This is a genomic window from Streptomyces tyrfis (assembly GCF_037034285.1).
GTDB lineage: Bacteria > Actinomycetota > Actinomycetes > Streptomycetales > Streptomycetaceae > Streptomyces.
Map to the genome: position 1 here is coordinate 139,661 of NZ_JBAGJZ010000002.1, position 16,955 is coordinate 156,615.

General features: G+C 72.0%; 18 protein-coding genes and 1 tRNA gene. 4 read left to right on the top strand and 15 right to left on the bottom strand.

All coding sequences use genetic code 11. The annotated features are described in order from the left end of the window. Nucleotides 1-23: 23 nt before the first annotated feature. Nucleotides 24-791, top strand: a complete 768-nt coding sequence (locus WA762_RS02670) for a TetR/AcrR family transcriptional regulator (RefSeq protein ID WP_335932592.1) — start codon at nucleotides 24-26, stop codon at nucleotides 789-791. Between the two features lie 130 nt (nucleotides 792-921). Here the strand turns inward: WA762_RS02670 and WA762_RS02675 are convergent, their stop codons facing one another. The 4 genes from WA762_RS02675 to WA762_RS02690 form a co-directional block, all read right to left on the bottom strand. Then, nucleotides 922-1,392 carry a PPOX class F420-dependent oxidoreductase gene (locus tag WA762_RS02675; protein WP_335932595.1) on the bottom strand — a complete coding sequence of 157 codons (471 nt, stop codon included), beginning with the start codon at nucleotides 1,390-1,392 and terminating at the stop codon, nucleotides 922-924. A gap of 9 nt (nucleotides 1,393-1,401) precedes the next feature. Further along, nucleotides 1,402-2,217, bottom strand: coding sequence for a YceI family protein (locus WA762_RS02680; protein WP_335932597.1), 816 nt, complete (start codon nucleotides 2,215-2,217; stop codon nucleotides 1,402-1,404). A 194-nt stretch (nucleotides 2,218-2,411) separates the two neighbouring features. Beyond that, a complete protein-coding gene (locus tag WA762_RS02685; RefSeq protein ID WP_472911606.1) occupies nucleotides 2,412-4,844 on the bottom strand; it encodes an MFS transporter in 2,433 nt (810 codons plus the stop codon). A gap of 104 nt (nucleotides 4,845-4,948) precedes the next feature. Further along, nucleotides 4,949-5,470 (bottom strand): MarR family winged helix-turn-helix transcriptional regulator, encoded by a 522-nt coding sequence (locus tag WA762_RS02690; protein WP_335932600.1) that lies wholly within the window; start codon nucleotides 5,468-5,470, stop codon nucleotides 4,949-4,951. 694 nt (nucleotides 5,471-6,164) lie between these two features. On the opposite strand from WA762_RS02690, the gene WA762_RS02695 reads away from it, so the two are divergent. Further along, nucleotides 6,165-6,374: a hypothetical protein gene (locus tag WA762_RS02695; RefSeq protein WP_335932601.1), complete on the top strand. Its 210-nt coding sequence runs from the start codon at nucleotides 6,165-6,167 to the stop codon at nucleotides 6,372-6,374. 143 nt (nucleotides 6,375-6,517) lie between these two features. Here WA762_RS02695 and WA762_RS02700 read toward each other — a convergent pair whose 3' ends face one another. From WA762_RS02700 to WA762_RS02735, 8 genes are all read right to left on the bottom strand, one after another. Continuing rightward, nucleotides 6,518-7,405, bottom strand: coding sequence for a hypothetical protein (locus tag WA762_RS02700; protein WP_335932602.1), 888 nt, complete (start codon nucleotides 7,403-7,405; stop codon nucleotides 6,518-6,520). A 67-nt stretch (nucleotides 7,406-7,472) separates the two neighbouring features. Further along, nucleotides 7,473-8,333, bottom strand: coding sequence for an RNA polymerase sigma factor SigF (locus WA762_RS02705; protein WP_335932603.1), 861 nt, complete (start codon nucleotides 8,331-8,333; stop codon nucleotides 7,473-7,475). Nucleotides 8,334-8,569: 236 nt separating this feature from the next. After that, nucleotides 8,570-9,532 carry an RNA polymerase sigma factor SigF gene (locus tag WA762_RS02710; RefSeq protein WP_443080496.1) on the bottom strand — a complete coding sequence of 321 codons (963 nt, stop codon included), beginning with the start codon at nucleotides 9,530-9,532 and terminating at the stop codon, nucleotides 8,570-8,572. 220 nt (nucleotides 9,533-9,752) lie between these two features. Next, nucleotides 9,753-10,046: a Dabb family protein gene (locus WA762_RS02715; protein ID WP_335932604.1), complete on the bottom strand. Its 294-nt coding sequence runs from the start codon at nucleotides 10,044-10,046 to the stop codon at nucleotides 9,753-9,755. Nucleotides 10,047-10,057: 11 nt separating this feature from the next. Beyond that, on the bottom strand, nucleotides 10,058-10,222 hold the full coding sequence (locus WA762_RS02720) for a hypothetical protein (protein ID WP_335932605.1): 165 nt from the start codon (nucleotides 10,220-10,222) through the stop codon (nucleotides 10,058-10,060). A gap of 466 nt (nucleotides 10,223-10,688) precedes the next feature. After that, nucleotides 10,689-10,776, bottom strand: a tRNA-Ser gene (locus WA762_RS02725). Between the two features lie 45 nt (nucleotides 10,777-10,821). Continuing rightward, nucleotides 10,822-11,250 (bottom strand): tRNA adenosine(34) deaminase TadA, encoded by a 429-nt coding sequence (tadA, locus tag WA762_RS02730; RefSeq protein WP_335932691.1) that lies wholly within the window; start codon nucleotides 11,248-11,250, stop codon nucleotides 10,822-10,824. A gap of 102 nt (nucleotides 11,251-11,352) precedes the next feature. After that, nucleotides 11,353-11,922 (bottom strand): tRNA adenosine deaminase-associated protein, encoded by a 570-nt coding sequence (locus WA762_RS02735; protein ID WP_335932693.1) that lies wholly within the window; start codon nucleotides 11,920-11,922, stop codon nucleotides 11,353-11,355. An 808-nt stretch (nucleotides 11,923-12,730) separates the two neighbouring features. Here WA762_RS02735 and upp point away from each other — a divergent pair. Next, nucleotides 12,731-13,366, top strand: coding sequence for a uracil phosphoribosyltransferase (upp, locus tag WA762_RS02740; RefSeq protein WP_335932606.1), 636 nt, complete (start codon nucleotides 12,731-12,733; stop codon nucleotides 13,364-13,366). Between the two features lie 225 nt (nucleotides 13,367-13,591). Here upp and WA762_RS02745 read toward each other — a convergent pair whose 3' ends face one another. From WA762_RS02745 to WA762_RS02755, 3 genes are all read right to left on the bottom strand, one after another. After that, nucleotides 13,592-14,185 carry a LytR C-terminal domain-containing protein gene (locus WA762_RS02745; RefSeq protein ID WP_335932694.1) on the bottom strand — a complete coding sequence of 198 codons (594 nt, stop codon included), beginning with the start codon at nucleotides 14,183-14,185 and terminating at the stop codon, nucleotides 13,592-13,594. A gap of 364 nt (nucleotides 14,186-14,549) precedes the next feature. Continuing rightward, nucleotides 14,550-14,846: a type II toxin-antitoxin system VapB family antitoxin gene (locus WA762_RS02750; protein ID WP_072488263.1), complete on the bottom strand. Its 297-nt coding sequence runs from the start codon at nucleotides 14,844-14,846 to the stop codon at nucleotides 14,550-14,552. 248 nt (nucleotides 14,847-15,094) lie between these two features. After that, nucleotides 15,095-15,724 (bottom strand): HhH-GPD-type base excision DNA repair protein, encoded by a 630-nt coding sequence (locus WA762_RS02755; RefSeq protein WP_443080497.1) that lies wholly within the window; start codon nucleotides 15,722-15,724, stop codon nucleotides 15,095-15,097. A gap of 314 nt (nucleotides 15,725-16,038) precedes the next feature. Between WA762_RS02755 and WA762_RS02760 the strand changes: the two genes are divergently transcribed. Next, a complete protein-coding gene (locus WA762_RS02760) occupies nucleotides 16,039-16,929 on the top strand; it encodes an eCIS core domain-containing protein (protein WP_335932608.1) in 891 nt (296 codons plus the stop codon). Nucleotides 16,930-16,955: the final 26 nt, after the last annotated feature.

The window sequence follows — 16,955 nt, forward strand, 5'->3', positions numbered from 1 at the left end:
CGGCAAGACGAGGAGAGTGCGCCATGGTGTCCGCGGCCGACCGTGTGAAGAACCCCGCCAGGACCAGCGTGTGGCTGGACCGGGCGCCGTCGCGCACCCGCCGGGCGGATCAGCCGGCCGGTCTCGACCGGGAGCGGATCGTCGCCGCTTCGGTGCGGCTGCTGGACGCCGAGGGGCTCGGCAAGTTCTCCATGCGCCGCCTCGCCGCCGAGCTGGGCGTCACCGCCATGTCCCTCTACTGGTACGTGGACACCAAGGACGACCTGCTGGAACTGGCCCTCGACTCGGTCTACAGCGAGATCCGCCCCCCGAGCGAGGACGGCCACTGGCACGAGCGGCTCCGCGAACTCGCGACGCAGTACCGGGAGCTGATCGTCCGGCACGTCTGGGCCGCGGATCTCGCCGGGCACTTCCTGAACATCGGGCCGCACGCCCTGGCGATGTCGCGCGCCGTCCTGGACGTGATCCGGGCGACCGGCCTGCCGCTGGAACGTCAGGCCGGGGCGATCGCCGCGGTCTTCCAGTTCGTGTACGGGTTCGGCACCATCGAGGGCCACTTCGCGCAGCGCAGCGCGCAGGCGGAGATGAGCCAGGAGGAGTACTACCAGCAGGCCATGAGCGCGGTCCGCGGCCAGCCGCAGCTCGGTCAGGTGATCGAGTCCTCGGAGAAGGTGATGTCGGCCCGCGGCGGCGGCACGGTCGAGGAGATGCGCGACCGGGACTTCACCTACGCGCTCGACCTGATGATCACCGGCATCGAGGCGATGCGGGACCGGACCGGCGACCGATAGGGCGACCGGCGGGGCCGACCACCGGCCTCACCGGGGCCGACCACCGGCCTCACAAACCCCACCGGTCGCTGTCCCTACAAGCCCCCCGGCCCTACAAGCCCCACCGGCCCCGCAAGCCCCGCCGGCCCCGTCAGCTGCCGGGCGCCAGACGCGCCGGGAAGCCGCCGGTGGCCACCGGACCCCAGCGTTCCGGAGTGATCCGGATGATCGACTTCCCCTGCTTCACCATCGCCGCCCGGTACTCGTCCCAGTCCGGGTGCTCACCCGAGATGTTCCGGAAGTACTCGACGAGCGGCTCGACCGAGTCCGGGGAGTCGATCACCTCGGCCGAGCCGTCGACCTGCACCCACGGCCCGTTCCAGTCGTCGGAGAGGACGATCAGGCTGACCCGCGGGTCCCGCTTCGCGTTGCGGGTCTTGGCCCGTTCGGGGTAGGTCGAGACGACGATCCGGCCCGCGTCGTCGACCCCGCAGGTCAGCGGGGAGCCCTGGGGGCGGCCGTCGGACCGGGCGGTCAGCAGGATCGCCCGGTGCCTGGGCCGTACGAAGGCCAGCAGCCCGTCGAGGTCCACGGTGGTGTTCGTAGCGATGTGGGGTGCCATGTCCGCAGGTTACGACGGCAGTGACTCGCCCTGCACCGCCTGGATGTCCAGTTCCACCCGAAGGGTCGTGCCGATCGCCGCGATGCCCGCCTGCACCACCTGGTTGTAGTTCATGGCGAACTCCTCGCGCCGCAGCTCCGTCGTGGCGCTGAACGCCGCGCGCACCCCGCCCCACGGGTCCGGGCCGGTGCCCAGGTAGTTCAGGTTCAGGTCCACCGGGCGCTCGACGCCGTGCAGCGAGAGCACGCCGTGCACGGTCCAGCGGTCGGGGCCCGCCGGCTCCAGCCCGTGGGAGCGGTACGTGATCTCCGGGAAGCGGTCCACGTCCAGGAAGTCCGGCGAACGCAGGTGCTTGTCGCGCATGCCGTTGCCGGTGTCGATGCTCGCCGCGCCGATGACGGCGTCGACCCGGGAGCGATGGATCTCGTCCGCTATCTCGATCCGGCCGCTGAACTCGGTGAACCGCCCCCGCACGCTGGAGATCCCCAGGTGCTGCGCGACCGCGACGACCGAGGAGTGCGCCGGGTCCAGCGACCAGGCGCCCGGCGGCGGCAGCTCCACCCCGCCCTGCCGGGCCAGCACCACCGTGCCGGCCTCGACCCGCCCGCTCGCCGTGACGAGCGCGGTGGAGGCGGCCGGGGCGTACCCGACCGCGGTGACGATCACCGTGTACGCGCCGGCCGGCAGGGAGGTGTCCGTCCGCACCGTCCCGTCCTCGTCGGCGGTGGCCCGCAGCACCTGCGCGCCGGTCATGTCGGTGACCGTCACGACGGCGTGCTGGACCGCCCAGCCGTCCCGCGTCTGTACCTGTGCGCGAAGTCCCATCCCGTTCTCTCTCCTTGCTCAAGGACTCAGTGGCTCAGTGGCCCGGTGACTCGATGAGTCGGTGACTCGAAGAGTCGGGCCCCGGGGCGGGACCGGCCGGCCGTCCCCTGCCTGCCGTCCCCGCCGCCGGGGCCCATTTCCACTGGCCGGTACAGCGTCTCCGCTCGGGACGCCGATCCGCCAGGGGTCTGTGATTACTCGCCGGGGTGGGCGAGCTGGACGTCGTGGCCGTCGACGCCGGCGCCCGTCACGGTGAGCGCGCCCGCCACCGGGGGGTAGCCGGTCGCGATGAGCGAGTACTCGCCCGCGTCCAGGTCGGTGAAGGCGTACGCCCCGTCCTCTCCGGTCGTCGACGTGGCGACCACGTTGCCCGCCGCGTCGACCAGGGTGACCCGGGCGTCGGCCAGCGGGCGCCGGCCGGAACCGGCCCGCACGACGCCGCGCACCAGGGCGCCGGACTGCAGCGCGGCCTCGATCCGGGTGACGCCCTGGCCGCCGATCTCCACCGGCAGCGCCAGCGGACGGAACCCGGCCGCGTTCACCGCGACGGTCACCGGACCGGGGACCAGCTCACCGAAGGCGAACTCGCCGGTCTCGTCGGAGCTGCCGGTCGCCAGCACATCGCCGCGCACATCGGTGACGACGACCATGGCGCCCTCGATCGGCGCCGAGCTCTCGGCGGACCGCACGGACCCGGCCAGGCCGCTCGTGCCGGAGAGCAGGATGTCGTACGACAGCGGCTCGTCGCCGACGACCACGGTGGACGCCTGCGGCTGGAAGCCGTCGGCGGACGCGATCAGCACGTAGCTGCCGGTGCCCGGCGCGTCCAGCGCGTAGCTGCCGTCGGCCTGGGCGACGGAGCGCCCCAGCTGGCGGCCGGCCAGCGAGATCAGCGTGACGGCGGCCCGGGCGACGGGCGCGCCCTCCGCACCGCGCACCACACCGTGTACGGACGTCCCTCCCGCGGAGGCGGCCGGGGCCGCCGCGGTCTCCGGGACGGCCGAAGCCGGGACGGCCTGCGCCGCGTCGGCGGCCGTGGCCGCGACGGCCGCGGGGACCGGAGCCTGCTCGACGGCCGGGGCCTGGTCCGCGACCGGCGTCTCGTCCGTGACCGGGGAGGCGCCCGCCGCGTTCGACTTCAGCGCGACCTCCTTGATGAAGAGCGTGATCAGGAAGGCGAGCAGCGCGGCCGGCGCGGCGTACAGGAAGACGTCGGCGACACCGTGCCCGTAGGCGCTCTCCATGACCGTGCGGAACGGCGCGGGCAGCTTGTCCAGGTCGGGGATGCCCCCGCCGCCCGTGCCGCCGTGGCCCAGGGCCGCGCCCTCGGGGCCGAGCGCCTTGAGGCCGTCCTTGACGTAGTGGGTGACCCGGTTGCCCAGCACGGCGCCCAGCGCCGAGACGCCGACCGCACCGCCGAGGGAACGGAAGAAGGTGACGACGGAGCTGGCCGAGCCGAGGTCGGCCGGCGCGACCTGGTTCTGCGTGGCCAGCACCAGGTTCTGCATCATCATGCCGATGCCGAGACCCATGACGGCCATGTAGATCGCGATGTGCCAGTACGCCGTGTCGTAGCGGATGGTGCCCAGCAGACCGAGTCCGGCGGTGACCAGGGCGCCGCCGCTGACCAGCCATGCCTTCCAGCGGCCGGTCTTGGTGATGATCTGGCCGGAGACCGTCGAGGAGATGAACAGGCCGCCGATCATCGGGATCGTCATGACGCCGGACATCGTCGGCGACTTGCCGCGCGCCAGCTGGAAGTACTGGCTGAAGAACACCGTGCCCGCGAACATCGCGATGCCGACGAACAGCGAGGCCAGCGACGCCAGCGTGATGGTGCGGTTGCGGAAGAGGCGCAGCGGGATGATCGGCTCGCTGGCCCGGGTCTCGACGACGGCGAAGACCGCGCCGAGCGCGATGGAGCCGAGGACCATCACGGCGGTCTGCCAGGAGATCCAGTCGTACTTGTCGCCCGCGAAGGTCACCCAGATGAGCAGCAGCGACACGGCGGCGCTGATGAAGAACGCGCCCGCCCAGTCGACCTTGACCTCACGCTTCACGACCGGGAGCTTCAGCGTCTTCTGGAGCACGATCAGCGCGACGACGGCGAACGGGACACCGACGTAGAAGCACCAGCGCCAGCCCATCCAGCTGGTGTCGGTGATGACACCGCCCAGCAGCGGACCGCCGACGGTGGCGACGGCGAACACCGCGCCGATGTATCCGCTGTAACGGCCGCGCTCGCGCGGGGCGATCATCGCCGCCATCACGATCTGCGCGAGGGCGGAGAGACCGCCGGTGCCTATGCCCTGGACGACGCGGCAGGCGATCAGCATGCCGCTGCTGGTCGACAGACCGGCGACGACCGATCCCGCGACGAAGATGACGAGGGCTATCTGGACCAGCAGCTTCTTGCTGAACAGGTCCGCGAGCTTGCCCCACAGGGGGGTGGTGGCGGTCATCGCCAGCAGCGAGGCCGTGACGACCCAGGTGTAGGCGCTCTGGCCGCCGCCGAGGTCGGAGATGATGTGCGGCAGGGCGTTGGAGACGACCGTCGACGACAGGATCGCGACGAACATGCCGAGCATCAGCCCGGTCAGTGCTTCCATGATCTGCCGGTGTGTCATCGGCGCGCCGGACGAGGGATCGGGTGTTCCCCCGTGCTTGGCGTGGCCGCCCCGCACACCGGTCGGTGTGGTTGTAGCCATTGAGTTCCTTGTCTTTGCTTCTGTTACACAGGTGTACGGGTGTGCGAGACGGTGTCGCCGCCGGAGGGCCGCGTGCGGCACTCGCCGCTGTGCGTTCCGGGGACGCACCCGCCGGAGCCGCGACAGGCGAAACTGTCGCGCAGCCGGGCCAGGAGGCTGTTGAGCCGGCCGACGTCCTCGTCGGACCAGTCGGAGAGGTTGTGGGCGAACATCTCGGTGGTGCGGCGGTTCAGATCACTGAGCACGTCGCGCCCGGCCGGGGTCAGCCGCAGGATGCGGGACCGTTTGTCCGTCGGGTCCGAGGACCGTTCGATCCAGCCGTGCTCCGCCACATGAGCGACGTGCCGGCTGGTGACCGACATGTCGACGTCCAGCAGCTCGGCGAGCCTGCTGATCCGCATCTCGCCGTGCTGCCTGAGAAGGGCGAGCACGGCGGCGGAGCCGGCAGGGCATTCGGCGGGCAGGATGCGGGCGAGACCTCGCTTGACGGCCCCGACGGCACTGAGCTGTCGGGCCAGTTCCTCGTACTGACTCCGTGCGGCCACGGGACCCCCAGACATCTCACCGGTGCATCTTGTTGCTTAGGGCAACCATAAAAGCCGTTGGTTGCTGCAGGCAAACGAAAGTGGGCTTGCAGAAGTAAAGGAACGCAAAAGGCCGCGTCGGCCCCCGGTCAAACCCCCAGCGTGCGGGACGCGGCCCGGGACGGATGTGTCTCCCGCCACAGGAGACGCGTCGGAGGTGCGGTGGTGGGCGAGGTGGTGGGCGAGGCGCGCGGGGGCGTCGTGGGGCGTGCGAGGGGCGCGAGGGCGACCGGGCGCGGGGCGCGGCGGGGCGCTGTCCGTACGAGGCGCGAGGCTCGGAAGGCGCGGGGCCGTCGTGGGGCGTACGAGGGGCGCGAGGAGGGTCGGACGCGGGGCACGGCGGGGTGCTGCCCGTACGAGGCGCGAGGCTCGGAAGGCGCGGCGGGGCGCGTCGGCGGGCGTACGAGGGGGAGTGCGCCTCGACGACCGGAGGCGGAGGCGGTGGCCGGGGCCGGGATCGGGCGGTGTGTCTTACGCCACGGTCGGGCGCGCCGGGTGCCCGCTCCGGGGCCGCGCCGGGTGTCCGTTCCGAGGCGGGTTGCGTGATGTGTTCCGTGCTCGTCGCGGGGCGCCCTGCGGAACACGGTCCGGCGTCAGCTCGCTTCGGCGACCCGGGGGTTGGGCCGTAACGCCGAGTTCGCTAGGGTCCTGGCACATGGCACACAACCCCCACGCCCCCCAGGGCCCCGAGGGCAACCACGACCCGGCCGGCAGCACCCAGATGTTCCGCGCCTTCGTCGACGAGGGCGAGCCGCAGCGCCGGCAGCAGGCCGCCGCCCCGTCCGGACCGAAGACCGGGGTGATCGTCGCCGTCGTCGCGGTGATCGTCGTCCTCGCCGCGGTCGCCTGGCTCGCGCTCGGCTGACCGGCGCGCCGACCTCTCCCGCAACCCGTCCTCCGTACCCCGTCCTCCGTGTCCGGCCCGCCCGACCGGACCCCTTCACCGCCTCCGTGGGACTCCGCGTCTCCTCCATGAGGTCCCGTGAAGGGGCGCCTCGGCTCGGGGTCCTACGGCGAGGCGTCCGCGTCCTTCACCGCGGCGGTCACGTCCCGGGTCTCCACGTGCATTCCCAGCGGCACCCGCCAGGCGTCCACGCAGACGGTGTACGTCTTCGTCCGCGTCGCTCCCGCGCCGATCGGCGTCGGCAGCGGCGCGGACGACTCGATGGTCGCCCAGTCGACGCCCAGCCCGCCGATGACATGCGTGGCGAACGTGACGGTCCCCGCGCGGGCCGGCGACCCCCCGGTGTTGGTGAACTCCACGGTCACCTTCTCGCACCAGCGCTCGTCGGCCGCCGCCCGTTGCGGCGCGCCGACCGTCAGCACGGGCGGTCCGGGCGGTACGGAGGGACCGGGGGACGACGGGCCCGAGGGATCGCCGCCCGGGCCTCCCGCACCCCCGCCCGCGCCGCCCCCGGGACCGGTCCCGGGGGAGCCGCCCGTGCCGCCGCCCCGGCCGGTGCCGCCGTCCGCGCCGGCTCCGCCCGTGCCGGCCGGGGCCCCGTCGTGCCCGGCGCCCGCACCCCCGGTCCCCGCGGGGTTTCCGGTGCTTCCCGGCGCTCCGGCGCCCCCGGGAGGCGTCCCGGATCCGTTTCCGCCCGCCGCTCCCGTACCCGCCGTTCCCGTACCCGCGCCTCCGGGGCCGGTGGCGGAGGCGTCCGGTCCGGGTCCGCCGTCCGCGCCGCGCCGGTCCAGCGGCACCAGGGTCACCTTCCCCGACGGCGCCACCGCCCCGGACGGCGTCCGCTCCGTACCGGCCGCCCCCACCGCCACATAGGCCTCGCCCGCCGTCCCGCCGGCGCAGGCGGCCAGCGCGCCGCCCAGACACAGCACGGCCGCCGAGGCGGCGATCACGGTGCCCCGGCGGCCGGTCGAGTGGAGAGTCTGACGTCGCATCGCGCCAGTGTGGCTGACGATCCGTCAAATCGGAACCCTTGTGCCGCAGTGCGGCGGTCCATGGCGATCAGTCGGCGATGAGCCCTTCCCTGAGCTGGGCGAGCGTACGGGTCAGCAGGCGCGAGACGTGCATCTGCGAGATGCCGACCTCCTCGCCGATCTGCGACTGGGTCATGTTGGCGAAGAACCGCAGCATGATGATCTGGCGCTCGCGCGGCGGAAGCTTGGCCAGCAGCGGCTTGAGCGACTCGCGGTACTCGACGCCCTCCAGCGCCGTGTCCTCGTACCCCAGCCGGTCCGCGAGCGAGCCCTCGCCGCCGTCGTCCTCGGGCGAGGGGGAGTCCAGCGAGGAGGCGGTGTACGCGTTGCCGACGGCCAGGCCGTCGACCACGTCCTCCTCGGAGACCCCGAGCGCCTTGGCCAGCTCCGGCACCGTCGGCGAGCGGTCCAGCTTCTGGGCGAGCTCGTCGCTGGCCTTGGTCAGCGCGAGCCGCAGCTCCTGGAGGCGGCGCGGCACGCGCACCGACCACGAGGTGTCGCGGAAGAACCGCTTGATCTCGCCGACGACGGTCGGCATCGCGAACGTCGGGAACTCCACGCCGCGTTCGCAGTCGAACCGGTCGATCGCCTTGATCAGTCCGATGGTGCCGACCTGGACGATGTCCTCCATCGGCTCGTTGCGGCTGCGGAACCGCGCGGCGGCGTACCGCACCAGCGGGAGGTTGAGTTCGATGAGGGTGTCGCGTACGTAGGCACGCTCCGGGCTGTCCGTGCCGTCGGGGCCGGGGTCCAGCGCGGCGAGGCGCAGGAACAGGGAACGGGACAGCGTGCGAGTGTCGATGGCTTCCGGCGAGCTGACGGGCGCAACGGCTTCGGGTGCGCTCATCGTGAGCGTGAGCACCTTCGAGCTGCCCTGTTCTTCGGACATGCCACCCCCTTGAGGTCGCGGACGGTCGCGTCGAGCCGCGACCATCGGAGGAACGCGGCCTCCACCTGAATACCGGAGGCGGGGCCACGGCAAACGCGGTTTCCGCAGAATGTCACATGTCGGCAACGCGCTGTAGCGACAAGTCGACAAGTCTTGGTGGCGTATGCCCAGTTAACGGGGGGTGCGCTTCAAATCGGTTCGGACGAACCGGACTTCAAGGGCTCTACCCGATCCGGTTAGGCATCGATCCTGTTTGCGGATCGCAGGCGGGCAAAGCTACGGGCAAGAAGCCTTGACACATGCATCTGCGAGACGCCCAGTTCGGCGCTGATCTGCGACTGCGTCAGATTGTTGTAGTAGCGCAGCAGCAGGATGCGCTGTTCGCGCTCGGGCAGCTGTACGAGCAGATGGCGGACCAGGTCGCGGTGCTCGACGCCGGCGAGGGCCGGGTCCTCGTAGCCGAGCCGGTCCAGCAGGCCGGGCAGCCCGTCGCCCTCCTGGGCGGCCTCCAGCGACGTCGCGTGGTAGGAGCGGCCCGCCTCGATGCAGGCCAGCACCTCGTCCTCGGAGATCTTCAGGCGTTCGGCGATCTCGGCGGTGGTCGGCGACCTGCCGTGAGCGGTCGTCAGGTCCTCGGTGGCGCCGGTGACCTGCACCCAGAGCTCGTGCAGCCGGCGGGGGACGTGGACGGTGCGCACGTTGTCGCGGAAGTATCGTTTGATCTCGCCGACGACGGTCGGCATCGCGAACGTCGGGAACTGCACGCCGCGCTCGGGGTCGAAGCGGTCGATGGCGTTGATCAGCCCGATGGTGCCGACCTGGACGACGTCCTCCATCGGCTCGTTGCGGCTGCGGAACCGCGCGGCGGCGTACCGCACCAGCGGGAGGTTCGCCTCGATCAGCGCCGTACGCACCCGGTCGTGCTCCGGTGTGCCCGGCTCCAGGTCCTTGAGCTGTCCGAAGAGCACCTGGGTGAGCGCCCTGGTGTCCGCCCCCCTGCTCCTGGCGGGCGCCCCCGTCCCGCCGTCCCCCTCGGCCGGCGCGGCCGGCACGGTCCCGGCGGCGTCCCGCGCGGCCTCGGTGACGTCGGCGGACGGGGCGGTTCCGGCGGAATGGCGGGTCCCGGCGGGCGGAGTGTCTCCCCCGGTGGTCCGGGAGGGCTGTCCGGCCTGGATGTTCTGGACGGTCTGGGGAGGCACTTGAGGCGCTGTACTGGCCGGCACGGTGAGGCCACCCCTTTGCGGTCAACTTTGGTCAACTCATCCGTCAAAAGCGGTCATAGCATCACAAGACATGCCCACTGTGTGCAAGCACCGTGTGACGTCGTGTTGGGTTCAACGTGGTTTAAACGCGAGAAAGGCCCCTCACCCTGGTGGTGAGGGGCCCGGGGAACCGCGTGGAACCGGCGGAACAGGCGCGTCAGAACGGGTAGTCGGCGATCACCCAAGTGGCGAACTCGCGCCACTGACCGGCGGCGGCCTGATGGGCCGGATGCTCGATGTAGCGCTTCAGCGCGTCCTCGTCGGCGACGGCGGAGTTGATGGCGAAGTCGTACGCGATCGGCCGGTCGGTGACGTTCCAGGCGCACTCCCAGAACTCCAGCTCCGGGACCTTGCCGTCCAGCTCCTGGAACGCCTTCGCCGCGGCGACGACCCTCGGTTCGTTCCGGTCGACGCCGTCGTTCAGCTTGAACAGGACCAAATGGCGGATCATGGGGTTCACTCCTACTTCACGAGCTCGGACATGAAGTCGCCGATGCCCTGCGCGGCGCTGGAAACGCCTTCGAACCCTATCTGGACGAGATCCGCCGCCCGGGCCGGGGACGTGATGATCGTGTACAGCACGAAGACGACTATCACGTAGAGAGCTATCTTCTTCGCTTGCACCATCAGCCCCTGCCTCCCCTTCGGTCCCCTGTGCAGTCGGGCGATTGTATCCGCACGAATGGTCGCATCCGTCTGGATCTCAGCCCCGCGGCTCCGCCCGCCGCACGCGGCATTTAAGGACCAAGGACCCGGCGATCAAGGCCCTTCGTCGGCCCGCGGGCCCGCCTCCGAGGAGCAGGATGAACGTGAGCCCCCGGGAACCGGACAGGACCCCGAGGGGCGAGGAACGGGCCCTCAGCACGGGGTCCTCCCCGCGAGCCCCCCGTACCGCGGCGAGGACCCGAGGAGCCCGCTCTCATCGGGGGAAGCGGCTTGTCCCCCGATGCCGCTTCCCCCGACCCGAACCCGGGCCCAGCCCCGGCCGGCCGTCGACTTCCCCGGCCCGAACCCGGCCCGAACCCGGCCGGAAGCCCCGGAGACAGACGAACGCCCTCCCGGTCTGTGTTTCCACAGGTCGGGAGGGCGTCGATGGCGGTAGCGGAGGGATTTGAACCCTCGGTGAGTTTCCCCACACTCGCTTTCGAGGCGAGCTCCTTCGGCCGCTCGGACACGCTACCGAGAGAGAGCTTAGACCATGCCGGGCCGTGGAAAGAAATCGGTTCTCAGGGGGTGCGGAAGAAGGCCGTCAGCCGGTCCGCGCACTCCGGCTCCAGGACGCCCTGGACGACCTCCGGGCGGTGGTTGAGGCGGCGGTCGCGGACGACGTCCCAGAGGGAGCCGGCGGCGCCCGCCTTCTCGTCGCGCGCGCCGTAGACCACCCGGTCCACGCGGGACTGCACCAGTGCGCCCGCGCACATCGTGCACGGTTCCAGGGTGACCACCAGGGTGCAGCCGGACAGGCGCCATTCGCCGAGCGCGGCGGCCGCGCGGCGCAGGGCGATGATCTCGGCGTGGGCGGTCGGGTCGCCCGTCGCCTCGCGTTCGTTGTGGCCGACGGCCAGCAGCGCGCCGTCGGGTCCGAGCACGACGGCGCCGACCGGCACGTCGCCGGCCGCCGCCGCCAGGTCGGCCTCGGTCAGGGCGCGGCGCATGTGCGCCCGCCACGGGTCTCGTACGGGGTCGTGCGGGTCGTGCACCGGGGGGTGCGGCTCCGGCGTGCCGTGCGGGTGGGGAGGTTCGGTCACCCGCGGACCCTAACGGACGGTCTCCAGGACCTCGGCCGCACCCAGCGCGTCCGCGATCTCCGCCAGCGCGTCCGTGCGCAGCATCAGCAGTTCGGCCTCGGGCATGCCGAGGTCGGCCAGGATGGCGGTGTCCCCGAGCGGCCCGGCCGGTACGGCGTCGGCATCGAGCACGTCGTCGATGTCGTCGTTGTCGTTGGTTTCGTCGTTGTTTTCGGGGGTGGTGTCCGGTTCGCCGTCCTCGGTGTCGTCGAGGCCGACGAGTTCTTCGAGGGCGGCGATGGTGTCGTCGGCCCCGGGTTCGCGGCCGAGCAGTTCGTCGGTGAGCAGGATCTCCCCGTACGAGGACCGGGCGGCGGCGGTGGCGTCCGAGACGAAGATACGGGGGTCGTCCTCACCGTCCACCCGGAGGACGCCGAACCAGGCGTCCTCCTGCTCGATGAAGACGAGCACCGTGTCCTCGTCCGCCGATGCCTCACGGGCCAGGTCCGTCAGGTCGGACAGGGTCTCCACGTCGTCGAGTTCCGTATCGCTCGCTTCCCACCCGTCTTCGGTGCGCGCGAGCAGTGCGGCGAAGTACACCGTGACTCTCCCACTGGTCATAGGGGTGTCGGTCCGGCGGGAGGGCAGTCGGTGGCCCGGCTGTCCTGCGTCCCGCCCATCGGAATCGTGGCAGAAACAAGGGCTTGGCGAGAGGAGTTCGGCCGTTGCGTCGGCCATCAGTTCTCCTGGACGGGGCCACCAGGGGGACGGGGGACCGCCGTACGATCTACTGACGGGCTTCCGTGATCTGCCCGACGGGGATCTGCCCGACGGGCTTCCGGATCTCCCGGCGGGCTACCAGCGGAAGGTCCGCATCCTCATGGCCTGACGCATCCGGGCCGCCCGCGCCCGGCGCGGCTGGACCCGGTCGCGGAGCGCCTTGGCCTCGTGGAGCTCGCGCAGGAACTGGGCGCGGCGCCTGCGGCGGGCCGCTTCGGGGTCCTCGGGCTGTTCGGGGGACCGCGAGTCCTGCGGGGCGCGCCGGGACTGGGGGGTGGGAAGGTCCTGGGGTTCCCGTGGCTCCGGTGCGTCTGGTGTCTCTGTTGTCTCTGGTGAGTCCCGTGAGCCTCGCGAGCCCTGGGGATGCTGGGGTTCCCCTGGGTCCCGGGTGTTCCCCGGGGCCGGTGTGGCCGGGGCGTCCGGAGCGTTGGCGGCGTTCGGCGTGTTCGGCGCGGCCCGTGGGGCCGGTGCGTCCGGTCGGCCCGGTTCCGGTTGGTTCCGCTTGCGTCGTCCCGCGTCCGGCATCGGCTCATCACCCCAAGGCTGGGTCGGTGTGCAACCACCTTCCCCCCGAACGTGTGGTTGATGCCAGCGCAAGCGTGTGGCGGGCCCGGTTACTGTTGAGCCCATGCGGATCCACGTCGTCGACCATCCACTGGTCGCGCACAAGCTCACCACCCTGCGCGACAAGCGCACCGATTCCCCGACCTTCCGGCGGCTCGCCGACGAGCTGGTCACCCTGCTCGCCTACGAGGCCACCCGGGACGTGCGCACCGAGCAGGTCGACATCGAGACCCCGGTCACGTCGACGACCGGCGTGAAGCTGTCGCACCCGCGGCCGCTGGTCGTGCCGATCCTGCGGGCCGGCCTCGGCATGCTCGACGGCATGGTGCGGCTGCTGCCGACCGCCGAGGTGGGCTTCCTGGGCATGATCCGCAATGAGGAGACGCTCCAGGCGTCCACGTATGCGACGCGCATGCCGGAGGACCTCTCGGGCCGCCAGGTCTACGTGCTGGACCCGATGCTGGCGACCGGCGGCACCCTGGTCGCGGCCATCAAGGAGCTGATCAAGCGCGGGGCGGACGACGTCACCGCGGTCGTGCTGCTCGCGGCGCCCGAGGGCGTCGAGGTGATGGAGCGCGAGCTGGCCGGTACGCCGGTGACGGTGGTCACCGCCTCGGTCGACGAGCGGCTCAACGAGAGCGGCTACATCGTCCCGGGCCTCGGCGACGCGGGCGACCGGATGTACGGCACGGTCGACTAGTCCGACCGCAACGGCCGAACCGGGGCACCTGGGCCGGGTCCGCCTGGACCGGGTCCGCCTGGATCGACCAGTGCGACGGGGCCGGTCGGACTCGCCGGGCCGGGCGGGCCGGTCGGGACCGATCGGGTGAGCCTGACGTGGCTCCGGTTCTGCTCCGGGGTCGGCGCCGGTCCCGTCTCGGTCCGGGCCTCGACCCTGGTCTTGGGCCGGGTCTTCCAGCGGCCGTCAGCAGGAGGGCGCGGGGGACGGTTTCGTCAGGGCTTCGAGTGCCGCGGCGGCCGACCGGGGCGTGTTGAACGTCGTGAACTTCGTACCGAGAATCAGGTCGACGTCCGCCGTCTTGCGGGCGTCGGTCTTCGGAACGGCCCCTTCCAGCTGAGTGCCGAGCACCTGGAGCGCGCCGTTCGTGGCGGACGGGGCGCCCAGCAGCACTCCCGGTCCGGCCACCTTCTTGTCGTACTCCGCCGAGGCGTTCCCCACCTTGCCGATGGTGAAGCCGCGCTTCTTCAGTTCGTCCGCGGCCTGCTTGGCGAGGCCGCCGCGCGGCGTCGCGTTGTAGACGTTGACGGTGATCTTCGCGGGCCGGGGCAGCGCCTTCGCGGGCGTGGACGGCCCGGCCGCCGGGCAGTTCTTCTTGTGGTCGGCGGCCGTGGCCTTCTTGTCGCCGCCGGTGAAGACGTCGATGAGCTGCATCGTGCCCCAGCCGGCCAGCCCGAGGGCGACCACGGAGGCGGTGGCAGCGAGGATCAGTTTGCCGCGACGCCGGGGGCGGCGCATGCGCGGGTACTTGTCGCCCGTGATGCGGTACTTTCCGCCCATGCCGGGGGGTGTGAGCATGCTCATGGGCGCAGCGTAGTGCGGCCCGATGGGGATGCCTACTAAATGATCAACAGATCGCAGCCGTCCGAGTGCGAATGCACCCGAACGAGCGTGCAGATACGTCCGAACGCTCGCCCGAAGGGATCAGGCCCCACAGCCCTACGGCCCTTGGAGTCAGGTCCGCGGGGCCGGGCCCTTGGCCCCGGCCCGTCTTTCATGCCGTCAGGGGTGGGGCGGCGGGTCAGGTGCCGTCGCGGCCATGACACGGTGACCGTCGCGAAGGCTCGACGGACCGGCCGGGCTCATGGAGGGCCCCGGGAGGCCCGCGGGGCTCGCGCCGCCGAGCGAGGGTCCCGCCCCGTGCTCAGCCGAGTTCGAGCACCCGGGCGTGCAGGACCTGGCGTTGCTGAAGCGCGGCGCGGACCGCGCGGTGCAGCCCGTCCTCCAGATAGAGGTCGCCCTGCCACTTCACGACGTGCGCGAACAGGTCGCCGTAGAACGTCGAGTCCTCGGCCAGGAGGGTTTCGAGGTCCAGGTTGCCCTTGGTGGTCACCAGCTGATCGAGGCGGACCGGGCGCGGCGCGACGTCCGCCCACTGCCGGGTGCTTTCCCGGCCGTGGTCGGGATAAGGCCGCCCATTTCCGATGCGCTTGAAGATCACACGGAAAGCCTACCGGGCAGGAGCCTCCGGGCGCAGCCACGGGGCCGGACTCGCGCGCTCGCATGCCCACCACAAATGCGGGCATTCCGGAATTAGTGCCATGAGGGGTGACGGCGGCAGCACCGCCCGGGGCAGGGGTTCGGCCGCCGGAGGCGGCACGGACGAGAGTGCCCGTCCTGATTACGGGTGGTGGCGCGGGCACGGACTTGACGCCGGTCGCCGTCGCGGCGTCCCCGGGTCGGCGGACGCTACTTCTCGGCGGCGCGCTTCGCGGCCCTGGCCGCCTGCTTCGCCTGCTGCTTGAACGCGCGGACCTCGGCCAGCGACTCCGGTCCGGTGATGTCGGCGACCGACCGGTACGAGCCCTCCTCGCCGTACGGTCCGGCCGCCTCCCGCCAGCCCGCCGGCCGGACCCCGAACCGTTTGCCCAGCAGGGCCAGGAAGATCTGCGCCTTCCGAGTGCCGAACCCCGGCAGCGCGTTCAGCCGTTTCAGCAGCTCGGCCCCGGTGGCGGCGTCGTGCCACACCGCGCTCGCGTCGCCGTCGTACTCGTCCACCAGGTACTGGCACAGCTGCTGGACCCTCTTGGCCATCGAGCCCGGGTAGCGGTGCAGGGCGGGCTTCTCGGTGAAGAGCCCGACGAACGCCTCCGGGTCGTACGCGGCGATCTCATGGGCGTCCAGATCGACCCCGCCCATCCGGCCGGCCAGGGTGTACGGACCGGTGAAGGCCCACTCCATCGGTACCTGCTGGTCCAGCAGCATGCCGACCAGGGCGGCGAGCGGGCTGCGCGCGAGAAGCGCGTCCGCCTCGGGCTCCTGGGCGATCCGCAGGGTGACGGCCCCGTCTCTCTGGTTCTCGGTCATGCCTTCGATCATTCCGACGGCCGTGTGTCCCGGCCACTCCACCGGCCTTCGATGCGGCCGTTCGACGCCCGGACTTCCCGGCTGTCCCAGACACGCCACTTGTACGGGCCTCCGTGAGCGGGAGGTACGCGGGGACGAGTGCGGGGGCGTGTGCCGGGCCGTGCGCGCGGGGTTGTACGCGCTCGTCCGGGTGCCCGAAGGGGCAGCGGCGGGTGCCCGCAGCCGGCGGGGCGCGGCCTGGACGGGGCGCCGGGCCGTCATGAAGGTGGAGTGGTGGGGCCATCACGACGCGCCCGCGACCCGCGCGCGGCGCAGGGGAGTTGACGATGCACGCACAGGAATGGGACCGGGAGCACGACCACGGGCGGGAGGGGCACGCGCTCCGACCGGAACACGACGAGGCCGTGCCCGCGGCGAGGGCGTCCGAGGGCGCGGACGCGGTCGACGCCTCGCGCGTCTTCCGCGCGGCGGCCACCGGGCGGGCCGACGTGGTCGGAGCCGGTGGCATGAGCGTGCTCCAGCGGGCGGTCGGCAACAGTGCCGTGGGCTCGATGCTCCAGCGTCAGGAGAAACAGGGGGAGCGGGACGAGCAGGAGGAGCAGGAGGGGCAGAAGGCCCAGGGGGAGCAGGGGCGTTCGCCCGTGCACGATGTGATCTCGTCCGGCGGCGGGGCGCCCCTGGACACCGACACCCGCACGGACATGGAACGGCGCATGGGCGCGGACTTCTCCGACGTACGCGTGCACACCGGCACCGCCGCGCACGAGTCGGCGAAGAGCGTGGGGGCTCACGCGTACACCGTCGGCAACAACGTGGTGTTCCAGCGCGACGCGTACGATCCGTCCTCGTCGCGGGGCCGGACGACGCTGGCCCATGAGCTGACGCATGTCATCCAGCAGCGCAGCGGTCCGGTGGACGGCACGGAGACGCCGGGAGGCATCCGGGTGAGCGACCCGTCCGACCGGTTCGAACGGGAGGCCGTCGCCAACGCGGACCGGGTGCTGGCGGACCCCGCGCCGACGCCGGGAGCGGGGTCCGCACCGGATACGGCTCCCGCCCCGGCTCCCGCCCCGGCTCCGGCGCCGGCCCCGGCGGCCGCCGTTCAGCGCGCGGCGACGGAGGACGAGGACGAGGAACCCGCCGATGTGCAGGGCTCGTTCGTGCAGCGGGCGAAGGAGAAGACGGACGAGGAGGAAGAGGAGACGCCGCCCGCCTGACGGGACGTACGCCACCCGCCTGACCG